Here is a 16,566-nt window from a genome sequence, read left to right as displayed (position 1 = left end):
ACATTTTATTTTTCTCTTTAAAATATTCAATTCCAACGAATAACATATCCAGCACCATCTTTAAAATATTCAATAACCAATCCAACATCTTTTAATTCTTCTAAAGTAAATAAATCTGTTTCATATAATTCTTTTAAACTAAATTCAGCATCTTTAAAATCTTTAAGAGTATATCCAGCATCTTTTAATTCTCTTATAGTAAATAAATTGAAATCATATAAATTTTTTAAGCTAATCCCAAATTTCATGAAATCTTCTGAAGTGGATCCATTATCTTTTAATTGGCATACAAGACTTATATATTTTTTATTACCACACCAAGACATATATTCAAACCTGTTATATATACTTTCAACATTTTTTTTAACCTCTTTAAAATCTTCAATAGTATATCCAGCATCTTTTAAATCTTTAATAGTATATTTATGATCTTTTATTTTTAATACACTGCTTAAAGGAATTTCATAATATTTAAAATCTTTAAGAGTATATCCCAAATCTTTTAATTCTTTTAAAGTAAATCCAATCCAATACATATCTCTAAAAGTAAGCCCAATATTTTTAAAATCTTCAATAGTATATCCAGCATCTTTTAAAATTTCTATATTCTGACAAACATTATCAAATATATCTTTAAAACTAAACCCTACATCTTTTAAATTTTTTACACTAGCTCCTAAATTTACGTATTGTAGGATGTTATCAACATTAGATTTCATGCTCCAAATAACACTATTATCTTTTTTAATTGTTTTAATTAATTTATGAGTGAATAAATTATAATACTCTTTGTCTCCATTGGAATTTAAAAATTCATAAGGAGTGCTTTTTAAATTTTCATTTTCTTTTTCTAATTCCAAATTTTTTGGATGTAATTGTTCGTTTAATGCTCTTGTTTTAGCTGGAATGTCTATTTTTTCTAATTTTTCTACACGTTCCATTTTTTTCATCATGATATTTTTACCAGCAGCAGCGATAATTAAGAAAAAACAAAATAATAAAACTCCAGTAATAATTAAAAAAGGTATTAGACGATATTTTCTTCCTTTAATAGTAATAAATCTCATTTTTTAAACTCCTTTTTGTAATAAAATATTTAAAGCTTGTTTATGTTCTTTTTAAGCATAAAAATAAATAAATAACGCTTAAAAATACAAAACAAAACTTAATAATAATTATAACTTTTTTTAATATAAAAACCAATAAAAAACCATATTTTCAATAAATAAAGGGAAATGTCTAAATTTTAAAAAGAAAAGTTACTAATAAATTGCCAATAACAATCGTAATTTTAAAAGTAAAAATGATAACTTGTAATATTATTTTTAAAGTTGAAGAAATAACAAACTTAAATGACTTCCTCAAAAACAAGATAAATACCATAATCCCATTAAAACTAACTATAAAAAAGGATTCAACATTATCTATTATCATAAAGAAGATTTAAAATACTTTATAATCTTTTTTGACAAAAGATAAACAAAGGTTATCAGATTTTAAAAAGCTACGTTCTAGTTACTTATCAAATTTAAATAAAAAAGAATTAAAAACAAATAAATAAATTATAAATTACCATTTTATTACCATCTTATTACCGCTTTGTTACCATGTTATTTTTTATTTATCCTTTTTGTTAATAAGTTCATTCAACCAGTAATATTTGATATTTTATATAAAACCTCTTTTTAGGTAATTTTATTTTTTTTAATTTATTTTAATAATTAAATTAACTTTAATTTTTAAATTAATTACCTTCCTAAGTATTGATATTATATATGAAACAAAAAAATGAACGAGCTAAAGCACTTATTTATCAAATAAAAAAATCTTTTAGAGTTATAATAGTTGATATATTTCAAATAATTTATAAAGATAATTGGTATTAAGATGCAAAAATTAAAAAAAAAATAAATTTATTACAACAAATAATTAAAAAAATAGAAAAGATAGATAAAAAAATTATCTTTAATTTAGTAGAAAAATTTGAAAAAGACTTAAATTTAACCACTATTTTAAAAACTATCCAAATTAAACGAAGTACTTATTATTATTGGTTAAAAACCAAAGAAAAATTAAAATTAAAACAAGCAAAATATCTTTTACAACAAAAACGTATTAAATCTTTATGTAAAATTAACGAATATTTCTTCGGTCATCGGAAAATTACTGATTTATACCAAAAAACATTTAATGAACCCATCACTAAGAAAAAAGTTTATCTCATCATGAAAGAAAAAGGGATTTGTTGTCGTTTAAGAATCAAAAAAAATAAATATCATTATCGTTCTTTAAAGGATAATTTAAACATAGCTCCTAATTTAATTAATCAAGATTTTAAAACAACCCAACCCATGCAAAAACTCTTTACCGACATCACTTATTTCAAAACTCCCCAAGGTTTTTTATATTTTTCTTGTATTATTGACTCTTTTAACAATCAAATAGTCGCTTCTCATGTTTCTAAGCAACAAAATAAAGATTTAGTTTTAAATACTCTTAAAAAAATTCCTAAACTAAAAAATCCTTGTATTATCCACTCTGACCAAGGTTCAATTTATCAATCTTTAAAAATCCAAAACACTTTAACCAAAAAAGGATTTTCAATTAGTATGTCACGCAAAGCAACACCTAGAGATAACGCGGTCATTGAGAACTTATTCGGCCAAATGAAAAGCATTTTATTTTATCGAGATCCTTTTTTATTCCAAAAATCGTCAGCAAAAATAAAAACCATCATTAACCAATTTCCTGCTTTTTGGAATAAAAAATGGCTTTTAGCTAAATTAAACTGTCTTTCGCCTATCCAATATGCGCAAATTTAAGATAAAATAATTAAAAAAACTTTTAAAAACAGACCTTTTAAAAAGGTATCTTTTTGCGCCTTTTTTTCAATAAAATGTTATTATTAATAATAAAAATCATTTTCTTTTCATTTTGTTGACGAGTTTTTAACTTTTTTTACCTAACTATATAGTGAAGGGATAAAATATTAGTATAAATATCTTTTGAAACTAGCAAATTATATAAAAAACATTAGACACTTTTTTCGTCTAATGAAAATACTTTGTTAGTTTGAAAAGATATTAAATTATCACTTAATTTTAAGTTTTAAAGAATAATTTTAAAGACAAAAGTTGTATTAAAAAAAGGAACTCATCAAACCACCCTGATTTAAATTGTCTTGGTAAATCTGGGAGAAACAAGAATAAGAAATCTTGTTGTTTTTTTAAGAAATATTTTATGATTAATTTAAAAAAGAAGGTTTTACCAGTGTTAAAATCTCCATAGAGATATAAACTGGGTTTGATTTCTTCGTTTTCGAATTCTTTCCAATATTTTTGAACTATTTTTCTTTCAAAAGTGTCTATATTCATGTCTTTCAATTTTTCTAAATCTAAACTTTGATTAAAGAAAGAATGGTTTTTTTGAAAGTTATTTTGAAAACGATGAAATAAACTTTGGTCCGTTTCTCGATAAACTATTTGAAAATAAGGTTTGGTTTTTAAAACTAGTTGATAACCAAAAGGAGTTTCTTTTTGAGTTTTTAAATAATTTTCAATCGTTATTAAATCTTCTTCATGATAATCCTTGTCATAAACTAAACCTTTTAATTCGGGTAAAGTTTGAATTTGGTTTTTGATTGCTTCTTGATAATTAATGATGATCTGATTATCTTGTTCTTTGACAACTTTTGGATTTTCGTTTAAAATTTCTTTTAAAGATCTTTGTTTTTTCATGAAAAATTATTATCTCCAAAAAGTTGTTTTTCAGTTCTTTCGATTAAATTATCTAAATCATCTTCTTGTGGAGTAAAACCAAAGACTTGTTGATATAATCTTTGATTTAAGTCTACTAAAGTATTTACTTTTGGTTCTTCTTTCAAATACAAAATTTTCTTTTGAAGATCAAAAGTATATTTTGTAGCCATGTTTAAATTCATTTGAATTTTAAAAGGCAGGGTTTTAATATTTTTTAAAAGTACTATTGTTTCATAAAGATCGGAATAATTTAAATATAAAGTTTGGTTATCTAAGTTATAATTAGTTTTTTATTTCTTTTAAACCATATAAATATTTATTCATTTTTTAAAATCTCTTTTTTTAGTTTGAACTATTTTTTGTAAGCAAAAAAATAAGTCAAACCGTTTTTTTAATAAATAGTTTGACTTAAATAACGAAATCTAAACTGGTTCCATTTTGATGGAACAGGACAGGGCGGCTAACCATTCTTTTGGAAGAGTTTGGTAGTCAGCGAGTTTGATTTTAGATTTTGTTTGTTTGTGAAAATAGTTATGGGCGAAAATAGGGTTAATGAATAAAATAGTGATTAATCAAGAAATGGTTAATAAAACTTTTTTAGGGATTTTATAGCTGATCACCTCTTTCATGGTTTAAGTTAAAATAGCCGCCCTATCCGTGTTGCTTGTTTTTGGTAAAAGAAAAAGACCCTGGAAAGGGCCTTTGGTTAATGATTATTAAATTGATAATTTGATTTTTACTTATTTAACATCTTCTTCTGTTGTTCGGATTATTATTTCTTTGTTGTTGTCTTATTTGTTGAATTATGTTTTGAATTTGTGCTTGTGTTTGATCTATATTTATTTGAATATTTCTTAATACATTTATTTGTGATTCAGAAGCATGTAACGGAGTTCCATTAATAGCTATCATCATTGAATTTTCTAATGACAAACATTCACTTTCAAGTTGAATTCTGGTCATATTATTATCAAAATTTCTTATCATTTGTTGTTGAATATTTAACAATCTTTGTTGATAATTTACTATTTGTCCATGTATTTGATTATGTCTATTTAAAAGATTTAATATTTCTGGTTCAAAAGCGTGATTAGAAAGAGCATTAATAATTTGTTGTACGGAATTTCTTTGTAATAACATTAAGTTTTGAAATTCTTCTATATTATTGATAATGATTTCATTGTTTATATTTGATGATGGATTATTATTCATAGCCATAACTTGATTATCATTCAAAATAAATAATATTCCTATAAAAGTTATTAAACAAAGATAAATTATTTTAATTTTTTTTTGTAATTTAATCATTTTCAAATATAACTCCATTCTTAATTCATATAAAATTATTTTTTAGAATCATCAGATTTTTTTGAAGAAGAACCTTTTTCGTTTAATTTTTTTGTTTTCTTTTCGTTTTTATTTTGTAACATTTGTGTTAATTCAGGATCTTGTAAAATTTTAATAATTTTATTTCTATCTTCATCGGAATATTCTTCAAGTGCATTGTATAATTCAAAATAATTTTTTACATCTTGTTTAGTTGTTTTTTCTGGCTCTTTAGAAGATGCTATTTCCTTTCCATGTTCTTTTTTAGGTGCTGCCATTACTTGATTATTGAAAATAAATAAAAATCCTAGAAAAATTATTAAACAAAAACTTATTATTTTAAATTGATTTTGCAATTTAAACATTAATTAAATCTCCTTTTATTTATAAAAACACTTATTATTTGAAATTTATTTTTTAATTTAATCATGAATTACCACTCCTTTATTTTTAGAATCGTTCTTTTTAGAACTTTCTGGTTTATCAACCGAATATATATTAGAATTTTTTTTGTTAAATTAATATATTGAAGATCGCCAGATAAATTATTATTATTTTCTGTTAAAGAATGTAAATTATTTTGAGAACTTTCTGGTTGATTATCATATGGCGTTGATAATTGATGATTATTTTTTCTTTTATTATATTTTTGAATTGCTTTTGTAATACAAGTTTGTTTATACAAAAGTTCTGATTTTTTTTCATTATTGAATTTGAAGTTTGTTAATTCGTTTTGTATTGAAAATTCTGCTTGTACATATAAGGCATATTCTTCATCATTGGAAATTTCATTATTATTGCTATTTTTATTTCCCATCGCCATAATATAATTATTACTAGTAATTAAAAATAATCCTAAACCAAAAATACAAATATATTTAATAATAATAAATGATGTTTAAGTTTAAACATTAATAATGCTCCTTTTATTTTTTATCCCTCAGTTGAGGTGATTTTATAGAGGGAGTTGAGGGATAAGTCAAATTTGGAGGTTATAGCAACATTTTTATTTTCTTCTAAACTTTTATTTAAATTTTTTTCTAAATTTTTTTTATAATTTTCAGCAAGATAAAGTTGTGAGTTTAAACGCTCGATTTTATTTCTGCTTTCTTGTGGATCGAGTTTAATTATTTGTTTACAAAGATCATTGCATTTTTCTTGTTGTTGGTTTATTTCAGGTTGGAAAACATTTTTACTATGTTCTATGTTTTTAATTAAAGTTTGTTTTATTTTATCAATTATAGTTTTTTCTTCTTCTGGGAGATTTAAGGTTAAAAATGCGTTTTCGTTTTCTGATAAGATGTAAGATTTAATTTTATCATATTTTTCTTGTGTTATTTGAATTTTAGGTTTTGGAGGCGCTGTTTCTTGTTTTAATTCGTAGATATTTTTTCTTAAATCTAAAATTTCTCTTTCAAAAAAATTATCAGTTGTAATCATGAGTTTTAGATGTTCTTTGGTAATATCTACGCCTTCGAATATGTATGGTAATTCAAAATTATATATTAAACTGTTTAATCGTTGTTGTTTCAGAAACAAAATCGTACCTAGTTTATCTTCATTCTTTATAGGTTTTGAAGGGTCAAAATTTTTTGTGATTTTGCATTGTTGTATTAAATTAGAAAATTCTTTTTCTAATTCTTTTATTTCTTTTCTTTTTTGCTTAATTTTCATTTTGTCTTGGGACGGCAAAAAATCTAAATTATTTAAAATTGCATCTTCTGAGTCTTTATTTTGGGGGTTTTTATTTAGTTTGTTAATACCTAATAATGCTATACCGACAATAAATACGAAAATAATTAAAATAACGATCCAATATTTTTTAAAAAAGTTCATTATTTCATAGCCTTTCCGATAATAGTGGTAATTGGTATTATCTTTTAAAGAAATTAATTACTACTATTATACATTTTTATTTGATTAATATTGAAGAAAAAAGTTTAATATATGAATTACTTAGTAATAGGTTGTAAGAATTTATTATATCTTTTTTTGTTTTATTTTTTCTTGGGCTCTTGCGTAGTTTGGTGATTTATTTTTTAATTCTTCTTTTTTAGTGTTGATTTCTTCATTTGTTTCTTCTATTTGTTCTTCTAATTCAATTTTTTTTTATGTTTGTTTGTGGCATCAGAAAATAAATTTTTATTATAAATTAAATTTTCGATAATATCATTATATTCTTTTATAACTGATTCATCTTGTTTTTTAAATTCAGTTAATTGTTTTTTATCTACTTGCATTTCGTTTTTTAAATTATTATCTTTCATGCAAATTTTATATTCTTCTAGTTTCTTTTCGGCGTCTTTATAGTCGGCTTTGGCTTCAACTAAATCTTTTTCTATTCTTTTAGTAATAGTTTCATATGTTTCTTTGCTCATCATTTTAGGTGTTCCATCTTCGTTTTGAAATAAATCTTTGGCTAAATTGGCTACACGGTGAGCTTCGTGAATAATTAATCCACCTTTCGCGATAATTCCAGCGGCTTTTTTAGTTATTCCACCACTTACTGCTTTTAACATACCACGCTCCCAAAAAGCATCCATATATAATTCGGCACCTTGGAAAATAGCGTCACGAAGATTACCGAAACTAAATTCATGTTTTTTATCCCAATCATCGGCGGCCATTTTTGCGGCGGCGGCTGCTGTTTGTCCTGTTCCATCAAAATGGAACCAGTTTAGATTTCGTTATTTAAGTCAAACTATTTATTAAAAAAACGGTTTGACTTATTTTTTTGCTTACAAAAAATAGTTCAAACTAAAAAAAGAGATTTTAAAAAATGAATAAATATTTATATGGTTTAAAAGAAATAAAAAACTAATTATAACTTAGATAACCAAACTTTATATTTAAATTATTCCGATCTTTATGAAACAATAGTACTTTTAAAAAATATTAAAACCCTGCCTTTTAAAATTCAAATGAATTTAAACATGGCTACAAAATATACTTTTGATCTTCAAAAGAAAATTTTGTATTTGAAAGAAGAACCAAAAGTAAATACTTTAGTAGACTTAAATCAAAGATTATATCAACAAGTCTTTGGTTTTACTCCACAAGAAGATGATTTAGATAATTTAATCGAAAGAACTGAAAAACAACTTTTTGGAGATAATAATTTTTCATGAAAAAACAAAGATCTTTAAAAGAAATTTTAAACGAAAATCCAAAAGTTGTCAAAGAACAAGATAATCAGATCATCATTAATTATCAAGAAGCAATCAAAAACCAAATTCAAACTTTACCCGAATTAAAAGGTTTAGTTTATGACAAGGATTATCATGAAGAAGATTTAATAACGATTGAAAATTATTTAAAAACTCAAAAAGAAACTCCTTTTGGTTATCAACTAGTTTTAAAAACCAAACCTTATTTTCAAATAGTTTATCGAGAAACGGACCAAAGTTTATTTCATCGTTTTCAAAATAACTTTCAAAAAAACCATTCTTTCTTTAATCAAAGTTTAGATTTAGAAAAATTGAAAGACATGAATATAGACACTTTTGAAAGAAAAATAGTTCAAAAATATTGGAAAGAATTCGAAAACGAAGAAATCAAACCCAGTTTATATCTCTATGGAGATTTTAACACTGGTAAAACCTTCTTTTTTAAATTAATCATAAAATATTTCTTAAAAAAACAACAAGATTTCTTATTCTTGTTTCTCCCAGATTTACCAAGACAATTTAAATCAGGGTGGTTTGATGAGTTCCTAAATATGGAACTCGCCCATATCAAAAAAAAGATCAACTAAATAGTTGATCTTAAAAAATTATTTTTTATAATTACCATCACTCGAAAGGAGTGTGAATGATTATAACAATCTAATATTAATAAAGTGTTTGAAAATTTTCAACTCCTCAGTATTTAATATAAAAGTTTTTTATATTGTTTAAAGTTTATAAGAAAAAAAAATAATTTTATTGAAAAAATTATTTTTTTAAAAAGAATTTATTTAGTTTTATTATTATTCTAAAATATAATTAAATATTAGAAAGTTGTTTTAAAATGTTTCAAACATCACTTTTTTATAAAAGATTATCAATTAGTTATTTTTTATTTTATAATATAAAAGATGATGAAATAAATGTTTTTAAATTTTAAAATTATATTTTTTTTATTATTGTTGCAATTTTTTTTTATAATTAATAAAATAACCCTATTATTGTTTAATTATAAAAATTATATATTTTATTGAGTATTCATGAATTTAAAATAGTTGTATATAAATTTACAAAAAGGAGTTTATTTTAAAAATGTCTCGTTATACAAATCCGAGCTGGAAAATTTCTCGACATCTAGATTATTCTTTATCTGAAACAGGAAAAGAATTAATAAGTAAAAATAATAATATAATTAAATATAAAAGAAAAAAGGATAAAAGTAATTTTAGTATTCAATTAAAAGAAAAACAAAAAGTACGTTTCGTTTATGGTGTGTCAGAAAAACAATTTAAAAGATTTTTTCATAATTCTGGTAAATTAAAAGGAATTCATGGAGAAAATTTTTTAATTTTATTAGAATCACGTTTAGATAATATTGTTTTTCGTTTAAATTTAGCTAAAACCAGAGCACAAGCCAAACAATTAATTTCACATGGTCATGTTTTAGTAGATTCTCATAAAGTAGATATCAGTTCCTATTGTGTTAAACCTGGACAACGCATTTCTATTAGAGAAAAATCTCAAAATTTAGAAATCATCAAAAAAGCTTTGGTTCAAAAAAAACATAATAAAGCAGAATATGTATCTTTAGATGAGAAAAATTTAATTGGTAAATATATTAGATATCCAAAAAGAAATGAATTTTTAAAAGATATCAAAGAACAATTAATTGTTGAATTTTATAATAAATAATTTCATGCTTTTAAAATATTCTTTTTATTATTTAAAAATACTAAAAACCTTCTTCCTTTTAAGATAGATGGTTTCCGATTCTAATTGAATTTAAGAAATTATCATTGAAAAAATGTTCATCATAATTTCATAACTTAGGTGTATTATTTTACGGTTATATTATTCAAGGAGTTTTAATGAAATATATGAATATCAACAAAAACAAAAAAATAGGTTTTGTAGTAGATTCTACTATAGGCGACAATATAGATGTAAATTTTTTATCTGATATTTGTATTGTACCTTTATCTATTATTTTAAACGGTAAAGAGTATTTAGATAAAAAAGATAATGCTTTTTTTTTAAATTGTTTAAAACATAAACAGCAAATAACTACAAGTCAACCTAATCCACAATTATTTCTAAAAGCTTTTCGTCAACAATTAGATGCAGGGTATGAACATATAGTTTGTTTAACAATATCAAAAAAACTAAGTGGTACTTTTAATAGCGCTTATCAAGCTAAACAAATCTTAGGAAATGACAATGTTACAGTTATAGATAGTGAAAATATCGGTCCTGGAGTTTTATTCGCTGTTAAACAAATTCATAAATACGTTTATAATACTCATTTAAGCTATAAAGAAATTTTTATTAAAGTTATGGCAGAACAAAAATTAGGTAGTTGTTATTTTTCTTTAGAAGATTTAAAACAATTGGTTATTAGTAAAAGAATTAGTCAATTTAAGTTTTTTATTGGTAATTTATTTAAAATTAAACCTATTTTAAAATTTCAACAGGGTATTTTGACAATTGAAAAAAACGTTAGACTTTGGAAAAATTGTTTCTTATATTTAATTAAATCTATTTTAAAATTTAAAAATTCAGTTGCCCAAAAACCTATAGAACTTAATATGATGTATGTAGAAGATGATATTTATTTACAAAACTTGATCACAGAAATTAAAAAATTAAATGATCCTGATATAAAAATTTCTATTTATGGACCAATTTCATCTATTATTGCTGTTCATTTAGGTTCTAAAGGATTTGGTTTTTATTTGAATATTTTAACTTAATTATTCCAAAAAGATTTATAAAATAATAAAAATGAAATAAAAAAGTTCACTTTTTTATTTCATTTTTTTATCTAAAATATCTTTAATTTCTTTTAAAGTTTCTATTTGTTCTTTTTCTAATAATTCTAATTTAGTGTATACGTCTACTTTAGGCAGATTTGTTTCTTGATTTGCATTATTTTGTATCAATTTTTCTTTAAAATAAATTAATACAGTATATATAATCAAAGATACTAATAAAAATTCAAATAAAATCTGAATAAAATTACCATAATTAATTGAAATTTTATCATTTAAAAAAAATTTCCAATCTTTGATAGAATGTTTATTTAATAATAAATTAATTGGTGGCATGATAATATCATTAGATAAAGAACTAATAACTTTAGTAAATAATTGCCCCATAATGAAAGCAACTGATAATTTAACAACATCACCTTTACTTATAAATGCTTTGAAACCAGTTTGAAATTTTTTTATATTTTGAAATTTCATTTTTGAATAAACAACACTTTCTTTTTCATTTAGGTTATTATAATTTATTTTATTTTACTATTTTTTTATAATATTTTAATTTTAATATGTTACAATTATTATATATGTAATTAAATTATGAAAAAAAATCTTAAAGTATAAATTTATATATTTTGTGATAACATTTTAAGTATAAACCAATTTCTTTATTAAATAAGTTTTTGCTTATATTTAATATATAGAAAAAAGGAGAAGTGTTTAAATTGTTAAATAAGTTTCAAGAATATTTTAGTCAATTAAATGGTTGGCCACTTGTTGGAATAATTGTGTTTTTGTTATTTTTATCCGGTCCTATTTTATTTGTTATTATAAAAATATGTCAATTTTTATTTTATGTTATAAAATTTAATTTTAATTTTTTGATAAATAATTTTAATTTTTTTCCGAAAGAACAAAAACAAAATAATGACATTCCCAAATCTTCTAATATTTCTATAAATAATACTCCTCCAGTACAACATGAAAATTTAAGTTTGATTGAATTGAAAATGATAGAGTTAAAACAACGAGAATATAACAATAAAAATCAACAATCACAACAAAATAATTTTTTAAAATTAGAGATAGATCAAAAAATACATCAAAACAAAATAGAAGATAAATTCGAAATATATAAATTAGAACAAAAAATGAGTATTTTAGAAAAAGAAATACAAAAACTGTCTATTAATAGCAGTTTACCGAATTCTCAAAATGTAAACGAAGAAAAATCTAATTTAAATAATGTAGAAAATGAAATATTAACAAAACAAATCCCAGAAAGTTTGAAAGAAATATTTGAAAAAATTTCTGATTTTGAAAATGTTCAGTTATATATGTTGAATAAAATAATGGATAATAATCATAATAAAGCTTCTTATTATGATTCTAATAAAAATGTTTTATATGTAAATCCTCAAGATTTAAATTTTTTCAAAACTTTTTTAATAAATAAACAAAAAGAAAACAAAAGATTAAACTAAACTTTTGTTTTCTTTTTTTATTTTAATTCTAAATATTCTTTAGGTTTTACTTCTTCCTGTTTTTTCTTAATTTTTAATATTAATAAGCCGTTTTCTAAATTACCATCGATATCTTTGATATTAAATTGTTCACCTAAATTAAAACTACGTCGAATAACACCTGTTATTCTTTCTTTTTTTAGATAATTAAATTTTTCTGTTTTTTCCTCTTTTTTATGTGAAGGGATAGCTTCTAAAATTAAATAACCATTATCTAAAGAAATTTTAATTTCTTCTTTAGTGAATCCTGGTAATTCGGTTATTAAAACATAGTGATCATTATATTCTTTAATATCGGTTTTCATTAAAAAATAAGAGTTTTCGAAGAAAGAATTATTTTTAAAATCTTCAAATACATTTTCTAATAAATCTTGATTTCTATTAATTAAACTAACAATAGACATTTAATCCAACTCCTTTATATATAAAATTATTTTGAATTGAAAGTGCTTATTGTTCGAATGAAATCTTAGAAAGTATTCATTCGTAAATAAGTACAATTCAATTATAACAATTTTTTTTTAAAAAATAATATTTTTTTATTTTGAAAATAAATAATTTTTGTTTTTATTCATGTATAATAATAAATGTTATATATGTTTTAGAATATATAAATGATATTAATAAAAAGAAATGGCGGTTGTGGCGAAGTGGTTAACGCCGCGGCTTGTGGCGCCGTTATTCGTGGGTTCAATTCCCATCAACCGCCCCATTATATAATATAAATAATGTTTTTATATTTTATTTTTTTGAATTTATAAAGGCCCATAGCCAAGTGGCAAGGCAACGGACTTTGACTCCGTGATTCGTTGGTTCAAATCCAGCTGGGCCTGCCAATTTTAAATATAAAATATACAAGATAATTAAGCGCAGGTGTGGCGGAATGGCAGACGCACTAGACTTAGGATCTAGCGCTTAAGGGCGTGCAGGTTCAAGTCCTGTCACCTGTACCATATTTTTGGATAAAAGGGGTATGATGTCAACGGCAGCATAACGGTCTCCAAAACCGCTTGTTCAGGTTCGAATCCTGATATCCCTGCCATTTTCAAAAATTATAAACTTAATAAAAATAAAATAAATAAACAAAAAAAGAGAGTTATATATTATATAACTCTCTTTTTTTGTTTATTTAAAAAAATATTTCATTAATACTTTTTATTATTTTTTTTATTTAATATCTTCAAAATAAAAATCTTCATCTTGGATACTTTCAGATATCATTTTTTGGTATCCATTACCTTTCATAGAAAAATTATCCATAGTTTTAGTTTCAGTGTTGAGACCATTAAGAATAACAGGATTAATTCCTTCATACGGAAATTTTTGAGAAAAACCCAAACTTAAAAGAGCTTTATTAGCATTATAACGTACAAAAGCATTAACATCATCTACTAATCCAACTTTTTGATAAATTACAGTAGTTAATTCTTTTTGTTCTTGATATAAATAATCTATTAAAGAATGCATCCATTTTTGTAAAATCACTTTTTGTTTTGCCGAAAAATTAGAATATAACTCTTTTGCTAATCTTCCGATATAAGCGCCATGAACGCTTTCATCTCTAATAATTAAATTAATTATTTCTCCTGCTTGCATTAACATGCCTTGACCATAAAAATATAAAGGGTAATAAAAACCACAATAAAATAACCAAGTTTCTAAAAAAACAGAAGCCACCATAGCTTTCCATTTAACAATATTAATTGCTTCACTATTTAATACTAAATTATTCATTTTATATTGTAAAATGTGTTTTTCTAAATCTTCGTAAATATCAATAATTTGTTTTAAAATATTTTGAGCATTTTGTTGTGATTCGCCCCATTTGAATAATTTTTGGATTTCTTGTTTATTTAAAAAAGTCATAAAAATATTAGAATAACTTTTAGCATGAACAGCATTTTCCATAGCACCCATAAAATTAAGAGTAGCTTTTTTTTGATGTTCCCAAGGTAGACAAGAACGTAAAATAGTAGGCATTCCAATATCACCTTGATAAGTATCTAAAAAAGTTAAAATTAACAAATTACGCGAATAAGCTTCTTTTTCTTGAAGAGTTAATTTGTGCCATATATGAAGATCGCTTTGCAAACTAATATCTTCAGGGCGCCAAAATTGACTTAAATTTTGTTCATAAAAGTGTTGTGTATATTCATCTTCTAATTCATTCCAATTAGCACCTTTATATGTATATTTTTCATTCATGTCATTTATTATCCTTTACTTATGAGATTTAAATTAATTTATAATGTTTTTTAATTTTGTTTTCTAATTCTTGAGTAATTTTGGTATTTTGAACTAAAAATTCTTTTGCTTTGTCCCGTCCTTGACCAATATTTTTATTTTGATAAGCGAACCAAGAACCACTTTTTTCAATAAAATCCAAAGCAATTGATAAATCTAATATTTCTCCTATTTTAGAAATACCTTGTCCATAAATTATTTCAAAACTAGCTATTTTAAAAGGAGATGAAATTTTTGATTTGACAATTTTGACATTAGATTTAATACCTATAATATTATTATCTTCTTTAATAAATTCAGTTCTTCTAATATCAAGCCTAAGAGAAGAAAAATATTTGAGGGCTTTGCCACCAGGAGTAACTTCAGGACTGCCATATATCATTCCTACTTTTTCTCTTAACTGATTAATATAAATAACAGTAGTATTGCTTTTAGAAATGATAGCTGACTGTTTACGCATTGCTTGGCCCATCATTCTAGCTTGAAGTCCCATAAAAGAATCTCCGCTTTCACCTTTTAATTCAGCTTCTGGTGCTAAAGCGGCTACTGAATCAACTACTATTAAACTTACGCTTTCACTTTTAATTAAAGATTCAACAATATCTAAAGCTTTTTCACCTGAATCAGGTTGGGATACTATAAAATTATCTATGTTAACTCCAATTTTTTGTGCATAATTTATATCTAAAGCATTTTCAACATCTATAAAAGCAACGTTTCCACCTGCTTTTTGAGCTTCAGCAACAGCATGCAAAGCTAAAGTAGTTTTTCCTGAACTTTCTGGACCGTATAGTTCTATGATACGACCTTTTGGTAAACCACCTATTTCTAAGGCTATATCTAAGTTTAAAGAACCAGTTGAAATAAATTGAAGTTTATTTATTTGGTTAGAATTTAGCCTCATTATACTACCTTTACCGAAACGTTTTTCGATATCTTTTAATATTTGTTCTAAAATATTTTTTTTATCATTTTCGTTATTCATTTTAACACCTTTGTAAATTTAATTTGTAAATTTTCTTTATATAAATTAAAAATTTTTTTGAATAAATTTAAAATTTTTGATGATATAGTATGCACCGGATAAAATCACTAAAAAAATATTAATAATTAAACAAATTACTGTTAATGTCATTAATGTGGTTTTTTGTAAATATGCATTTAGAGGAATTTGTCGAGATATTAATATAAATAAAATAGAAATAAAAGTAAAACTAGTTTTTAATTTTCCTAAAAAAGAAGCAGTTATGATGGTTTTTTGTTCAAAAGCCATAAGACGAACCCCCATGACTAAAAAGTCTCTAATTATATTTATTAACAAAACACTTAACACAAGATGTTCGATAATATTTTTAGAATCGTCTACATATAATAATTGTTTACTATGACATAGTCTATAAATATAAAAAAAAGAAACAATAACTAATAATTTATCAGCAATAGGATCGAAAAATTTACCAAAAACAGTTTGTTGTTTGAAATTTTTGGCTATATAACCATCTAGAAAGTCTGTAAAAGAAGCTAAAAGAAAAACTAAGATAAAATAAATTCCATATTTATCTTCTAATAAAGTAGTTTCGGGATTTTTGTATTGATTAAATAAAAAAATCAACATAAAAAAAACTAAAAAAATTCTAAAAAGAGTGATTAAATTAGCTGATATTTTTATTATTTTTTTCATTTTTTTATAAAACAAACCTCTTACTTAATATTATACTTAAAATATTATTATATTAAAAATAGTTATCATTTTATAATAAAATAATTATTATCAATATAATAATATTTA

19 protein-coding genes and 4 tRNA genes are annotated in these 16,566 nt (G+C 23.1%); 10 read left to right on the top strand and 13 right to left on the bottom strand.

Annotation, left to right across the window (positions count from 1 at the left end; translation table 11 throughout):
• Window positions 1-26: 26 nt before the first annotated feature.
• Window positions 27-1,067 carry a hypothetical protein gene (locus AADV48_RS00570; RefSeq protein WP_341266666.1) on the bottom strand — a complete coding sequence of 347 codons (1,041 nt, stop codon included), beginning with the start codon at window positions 1,065-1,067 and terminating at the stop codon, window positions 27-29.
• Between the two features lie 828 nt (window positions 1,068-1,895).
• Here AADV48_RS00570 and AADV48_RS00565 point away from each other — a divergent pair.
• The gene (locus AADV48_RS00565; protein ID WP_341266857.1) at window positions 1,896-2,822 is read left to right on the top strand and encodes an IS3 family transposase; all 927 of its coding nucleotides are present in this window, start codon (window positions 1,896-1,898) and stop codon (window positions 2,820-2,822) included.
• Window positions 2,823-3,101: 279 nt separating this feature from the next.
• On the opposite strand, the gene AADV48_RS00560 is transcribed toward AADV48_RS00565, so the two are convergent.
• From AADV48_RS00560 to AADV48_RS00525, 7 genes are all read right to left on the bottom strand, one after another.
• Window positions 3,102-3,737, bottom strand: coding sequence for a hypothetical protein (locus tag AADV48_RS00560; protein ID WP_341266665.1), 636 nt, complete (start codon window positions 3,735-3,737; stop codon window positions 3,102-3,104).
• A complete protein-coding gene (locus AADV48_RS00555) occupies window positions 3,734-3,928 on the bottom strand; it encodes a hypothetical protein (protein WP_341266363.1) in 195 nt (64 codons plus the stop codon). Before AADV48_RS00555 ends, AADV48_RS00560 begins: the two co-directional genes overlap by 4 nt.
• Before the next feature lie 574 nt (window positions 3,929-4,502).
• Window positions 4,503-5,066 carry an SVM family protein gene (locus AADV48_RS00550; RefSeq protein ID WP_341266664.1) on the bottom strand — a complete coding sequence of 188 codons (564 nt, stop codon included), beginning with the start codon at window positions 5,064-5,066 and terminating at the stop codon, window positions 4,503-4,505.
• A 35-nt stretch (window positions 5,067-5,101) separates the two neighbouring features.
• Window positions 5,102-5,449, bottom strand: coding sequence for an SVM family protein (locus AADV48_RS00545; RefSeq protein WP_341266663.1), 348 nt, complete (start codon window positions 5,447-5,449; stop codon window positions 5,102-5,104).
• Between the two features lie 68 nt (window positions 5,450-5,517).
• Window positions 5,518-5,907 carry a hypothetical protein gene (locus AADV48_RS00540; RefSeq protein WP_341266662.1) on the bottom strand — a complete coding sequence of 130 codons (390 nt, stop codon included), beginning with the start codon at window positions 5,905-5,907 and terminating at the stop codon, window positions 5,518-5,520.
• 110 nt (window positions 5,908-6,017) lie between these two features.
• On the bottom strand, window positions 6,018-6,920 hold the full coding sequence (locus tag AADV48_RS00530) for a hypothetical protein (protein ID WP_341266661.1): 903 nt from the start codon (window positions 6,918-6,920) through the stop codon (window positions 6,018-6,020).
• A gap of 257 nt (window positions 6,921-7,177) precedes the next feature.
• A complete protein-coding gene (locus tag AADV48_RS00525; protein WP_341266630.1) occupies window positions 7,178-7,711 on the bottom strand; it encodes a hypothetical protein in 534 nt (177 codons plus the stop codon).
• A gap of 306 nt (window positions 7,712-8,017) precedes the next feature.
• Here AADV48_RS00525 and AADV48_RS00520 point away from each other — a divergent pair, with 306 nt between their 5' ends.
• The 4 genes from AADV48_RS00520 to AADV48_RS00505 all read left to right on the top strand — a co-directional run bounded on the left by AADV48_RS00520 (window position 8,018) and on the right by AADV48_RS00505 (window position 10,998).
• Entirely contained in the window at window positions 8,018-8,212 is a 195-nt protein-coding gene (locus tag AADV48_RS00520; protein WP_341266363.1) for a hypothetical protein, read from the top strand.
• Window positions 8,209-8,838, top strand: coding sequence for a hypothetical protein (locus AADV48_RS00515; RefSeq protein WP_341266660.1), 630 nt, complete (start codon window positions 8,209-8,211; stop codon window positions 8,836-8,838). The genes AADV48_RS00520 and AADV48_RS00515 overlap by 4 nt, the downstream gene beginning before the upstream one ends.
• Window positions 8,839-9,340: 502 nt before the next feature.
• Window positions 9,341-9,940, top strand: coding sequence for a 30S ribosomal protein S4 (gene rpsD, locus AADV48_RS00510; protein ID WP_341266659.1), 600 nt, complete (start codon window positions 9,341-9,343; stop codon window positions 9,938-9,940).
• 185 nt (window positions 9,941-10,125) lie between these two features.
• A complete protein-coding gene (locus tag AADV48_RS00505; RefSeq protein ID WP_341266658.1) occupies window positions 10,126-10,998 on the top strand; it encodes a DegV family protein in 873 nt (290 codons plus the stop codon).
• A 54-nt stretch (window positions 10,999-11,052) separates the two neighbouring features.
• On the opposite strand, the gene mscL is transcribed toward AADV48_RS00505, so the two are convergent.
• Window positions 11,053-11,493: a large conductance mechanosensitive channel protein MscL gene (gene mscL, locus AADV48_RS00500; protein ID WP_341266657.1), complete on the bottom strand. Its 441-nt coding sequence runs from the start codon at window positions 11,491-11,493 to the stop codon at window positions 11,053-11,055.
• Between the two features lie 242 nt (window positions 11,494-11,735).
• On the opposite strand from mscL, the gene AADV48_RS00495 reads away from it, so the two are divergent.
• On the top strand, window positions 11,736-12,494 hold the full coding sequence (locus AADV48_RS00495; RefSeq protein ID WP_341266656.1) for a hypothetical protein: 759 nt from the start codon (window positions 11,736-11,738) through the stop codon (window positions 12,492-12,494).
• 17 nt (window positions 12,495-12,511) lie between these two features.
• On the opposite strand, the gene AADV48_RS00490 is transcribed toward AADV48_RS00495, so the two are convergent.
• Window positions 12,512-12,937: an Hsp20/alpha crystallin family protein gene (locus AADV48_RS00490; RefSeq protein WP_341266655.1), complete on the bottom strand. Its 426-nt coding sequence runs from the start codon at window positions 12,935-12,937 to the stop codon at window positions 12,512-12,514.
• A gap of 232 nt (window positions 12,938-13,169) precedes the next feature.
• Between AADV48_RS00490 and AADV48_RS00485 the strand changes: the two genes are divergently transcribed.
• From AADV48_RS00485 to AADV48_RS00470, 4 genes are all read left to right on the top strand, one after another.
• Window positions 13,170-13,245, top strand: a tRNA-His gene (locus AADV48_RS00485).
• A 49-nt stretch (window positions 13,246-13,294) separates the two neighbouring features.
• Window positions 13,295-13,369, top strand: a tRNA-Gln gene (locus AADV48_RS00480).
• 33 nt (window positions 13,370-13,402) lie between these two features.
• Window positions 13,403-13,486, top strand: a tRNA-Leu gene (locus AADV48_RS00475).
• A gap of 14 nt (window positions 13,487-13,500) precedes the next feature.
• Window positions 13,501-13,575: transfer RNA gene (locus tag AADV48_RS00470), tRNA-Trp, on the top strand.
• 125 nt (window positions 13,576-13,700) lie between these two features.
• Here AADV48_RS00470 and nrdF read toward each other — a convergent pair.
• From nrdF to AADV48_RS00455, 3 genes are read right to left on the bottom strand one after another with little or no spacing between them, the layout of a single operon-like run.
• Window positions 13,701-14,738, bottom strand: coding sequence for a class 1b ribonucleoside-diphosphate reductase subunit beta (gene nrdF / locus AADV48_RS00465; protein WP_341266654.1), 1,038 nt, complete (start codon window positions 14,736-14,738; stop codon window positions 13,701-13,703).
• A 28-nt stretch (window positions 14,739-14,766) separates the two neighbouring features.
• On the bottom strand, window positions 14,767-15,762 hold the full coding sequence (recA, locus tag AADV48_RS00460; RefSeq protein ID WP_341266653.1) for a recombinase RecA: 996 nt from the start codon (window positions 15,760-15,762) through the stop codon (window positions 14,767-14,769).
• A gap of 45 nt (window positions 15,763-15,807) precedes the next feature.
• Entirely contained in the window at window positions 15,808-16,458 is a 651-nt protein-coding gene (locus AADV48_RS00455; RefSeq protein WP_341266652.1) for a CDP-alcohol phosphatidyltransferase family protein, read from the bottom strand.
• Between the last annotated feature and the right edge of the window lie 108 nt (window positions 16,459-16,566).

The sequence above is a fragment of the Candidatus Phytoplasma fraxini genome, assembly GCF_038024965.1.
GTDB lineage: Bacteria > Bacillota_I > Bacilli_A > Acholeplasmatales > Acholeplasmataceae > Phytoplasma > Phytoplasma fraxini.
This window is presented reverse-complemented; position numbering and strand designations above follow the sequence as displayed.

Coding starts and splice junctions, on each gene's coding strand:
- AADV48_RS00570 (WP_341266666.1), bottom strand. CDS start 1,067: ATGAGATTTATTACTATTAAAGGAAGAAAATATCGTCTAATACCTTTT.
- AADV48_RS00560 (WP_341266665.1), bottom strand. CDS start 3,737: ATGAAAAAACAAAGATCTTTAAAAGAAATTTTAAACGAAAATCCAAAA.
- AADV48_RS00555 (WP_341266363.1), bottom strand. CDS start 3,928: ATGGCTACAAAATATACTTTTGATCTTCAAAAGAAAATTTTGTATTTG.
- AADV48_RS00550 (WP_341266664.1), bottom strand. CDS start 5,066: ATGATTAAATTACAAAAAAAAATTAAAATAATTTATCTTTGTTTAATA.
- AADV48_RS00545 (WP_341266663.1), bottom strand. CDS start 5,449: ATGTTTAAATTGCAAAATCAATTTAAAATAATAAGTTTTTGTTTAATA.
- AADV48_RS00540 (WP_341266662.1), bottom strand. CDS start 5,907: ATGGCGATGGGAAATAAAAATAGCAATAATAATGAAATTTCCAATGAT.
- AADV48_RS00530 (WP_341266661.1), bottom strand. CDS start 6,920: ATGAACTTTTTTAAAAAATATTGGATCGTTATTTTAATTATTTTCGTA.
- AADV48_RS00525 (WP_341266630.1), bottom strand. CDS start 7,711: ATGGCCGCCGATGATTGGGATAAAAAACATGAATTTAGTTTCGGTAAT.
- AADV48_RS00520 (WP_341266363.1), top strand. CDS start 8,018: ATGGCTACAAAATATACTTTTGATCTTCAAAAGAAAATTTTGTATTTG.
- AADV48_RS00515 (WP_341266660.1), top strand. CDS start 8,209: ATGAAAAAACAAAGATCTTTAAAAGAAATTTTAAACGAAAATCCAAAA.
- rpsD (WP_341266659.1), top strand. CDS start 9,341: ATGTCTCGTTATACAAATCCGAGCTGGAAAATTTCTCGACATCTAGAT.
- AADV48_RS00505 (WP_341266658.1), top strand. CDS start 10,126: ATGAATATCAACAAAAACAAAAAAATAGGTTTTGTAGTAGATTCTACT.
- mscL (WP_341266657.1), bottom strand. CDS start 11,493: ATGAAATTTCAAAATATAAAAAAATTTCAAACTGGTTTCAAAGCATTT.
- AADV48_RS00490 (WP_341266655.1), bottom strand. CDS start 12,937: ATGTCTATTGTTAGTTTAATTAATAGAAATCAAGATTTATTAGAAAAT.
- nrdF (WP_341266654.1), bottom strand. CDS start 14,738: ATGAATGAAAAATATACATATAAAGGTGCTAATTGGAATGAATTAGAA.
- recA (WP_341266653.1), bottom strand. CDS start 15,762: ATGAATAACGAAAATGATAAAAAAAATATTTTAGAACAAATATTAAAA.
- AADV48_RS00455 (WP_341266652.1), bottom strand. CDS start 16,458: ATGAAAAAAATAATAAAAATATCAGCTAATTTAATCACTCTTTTTAGA.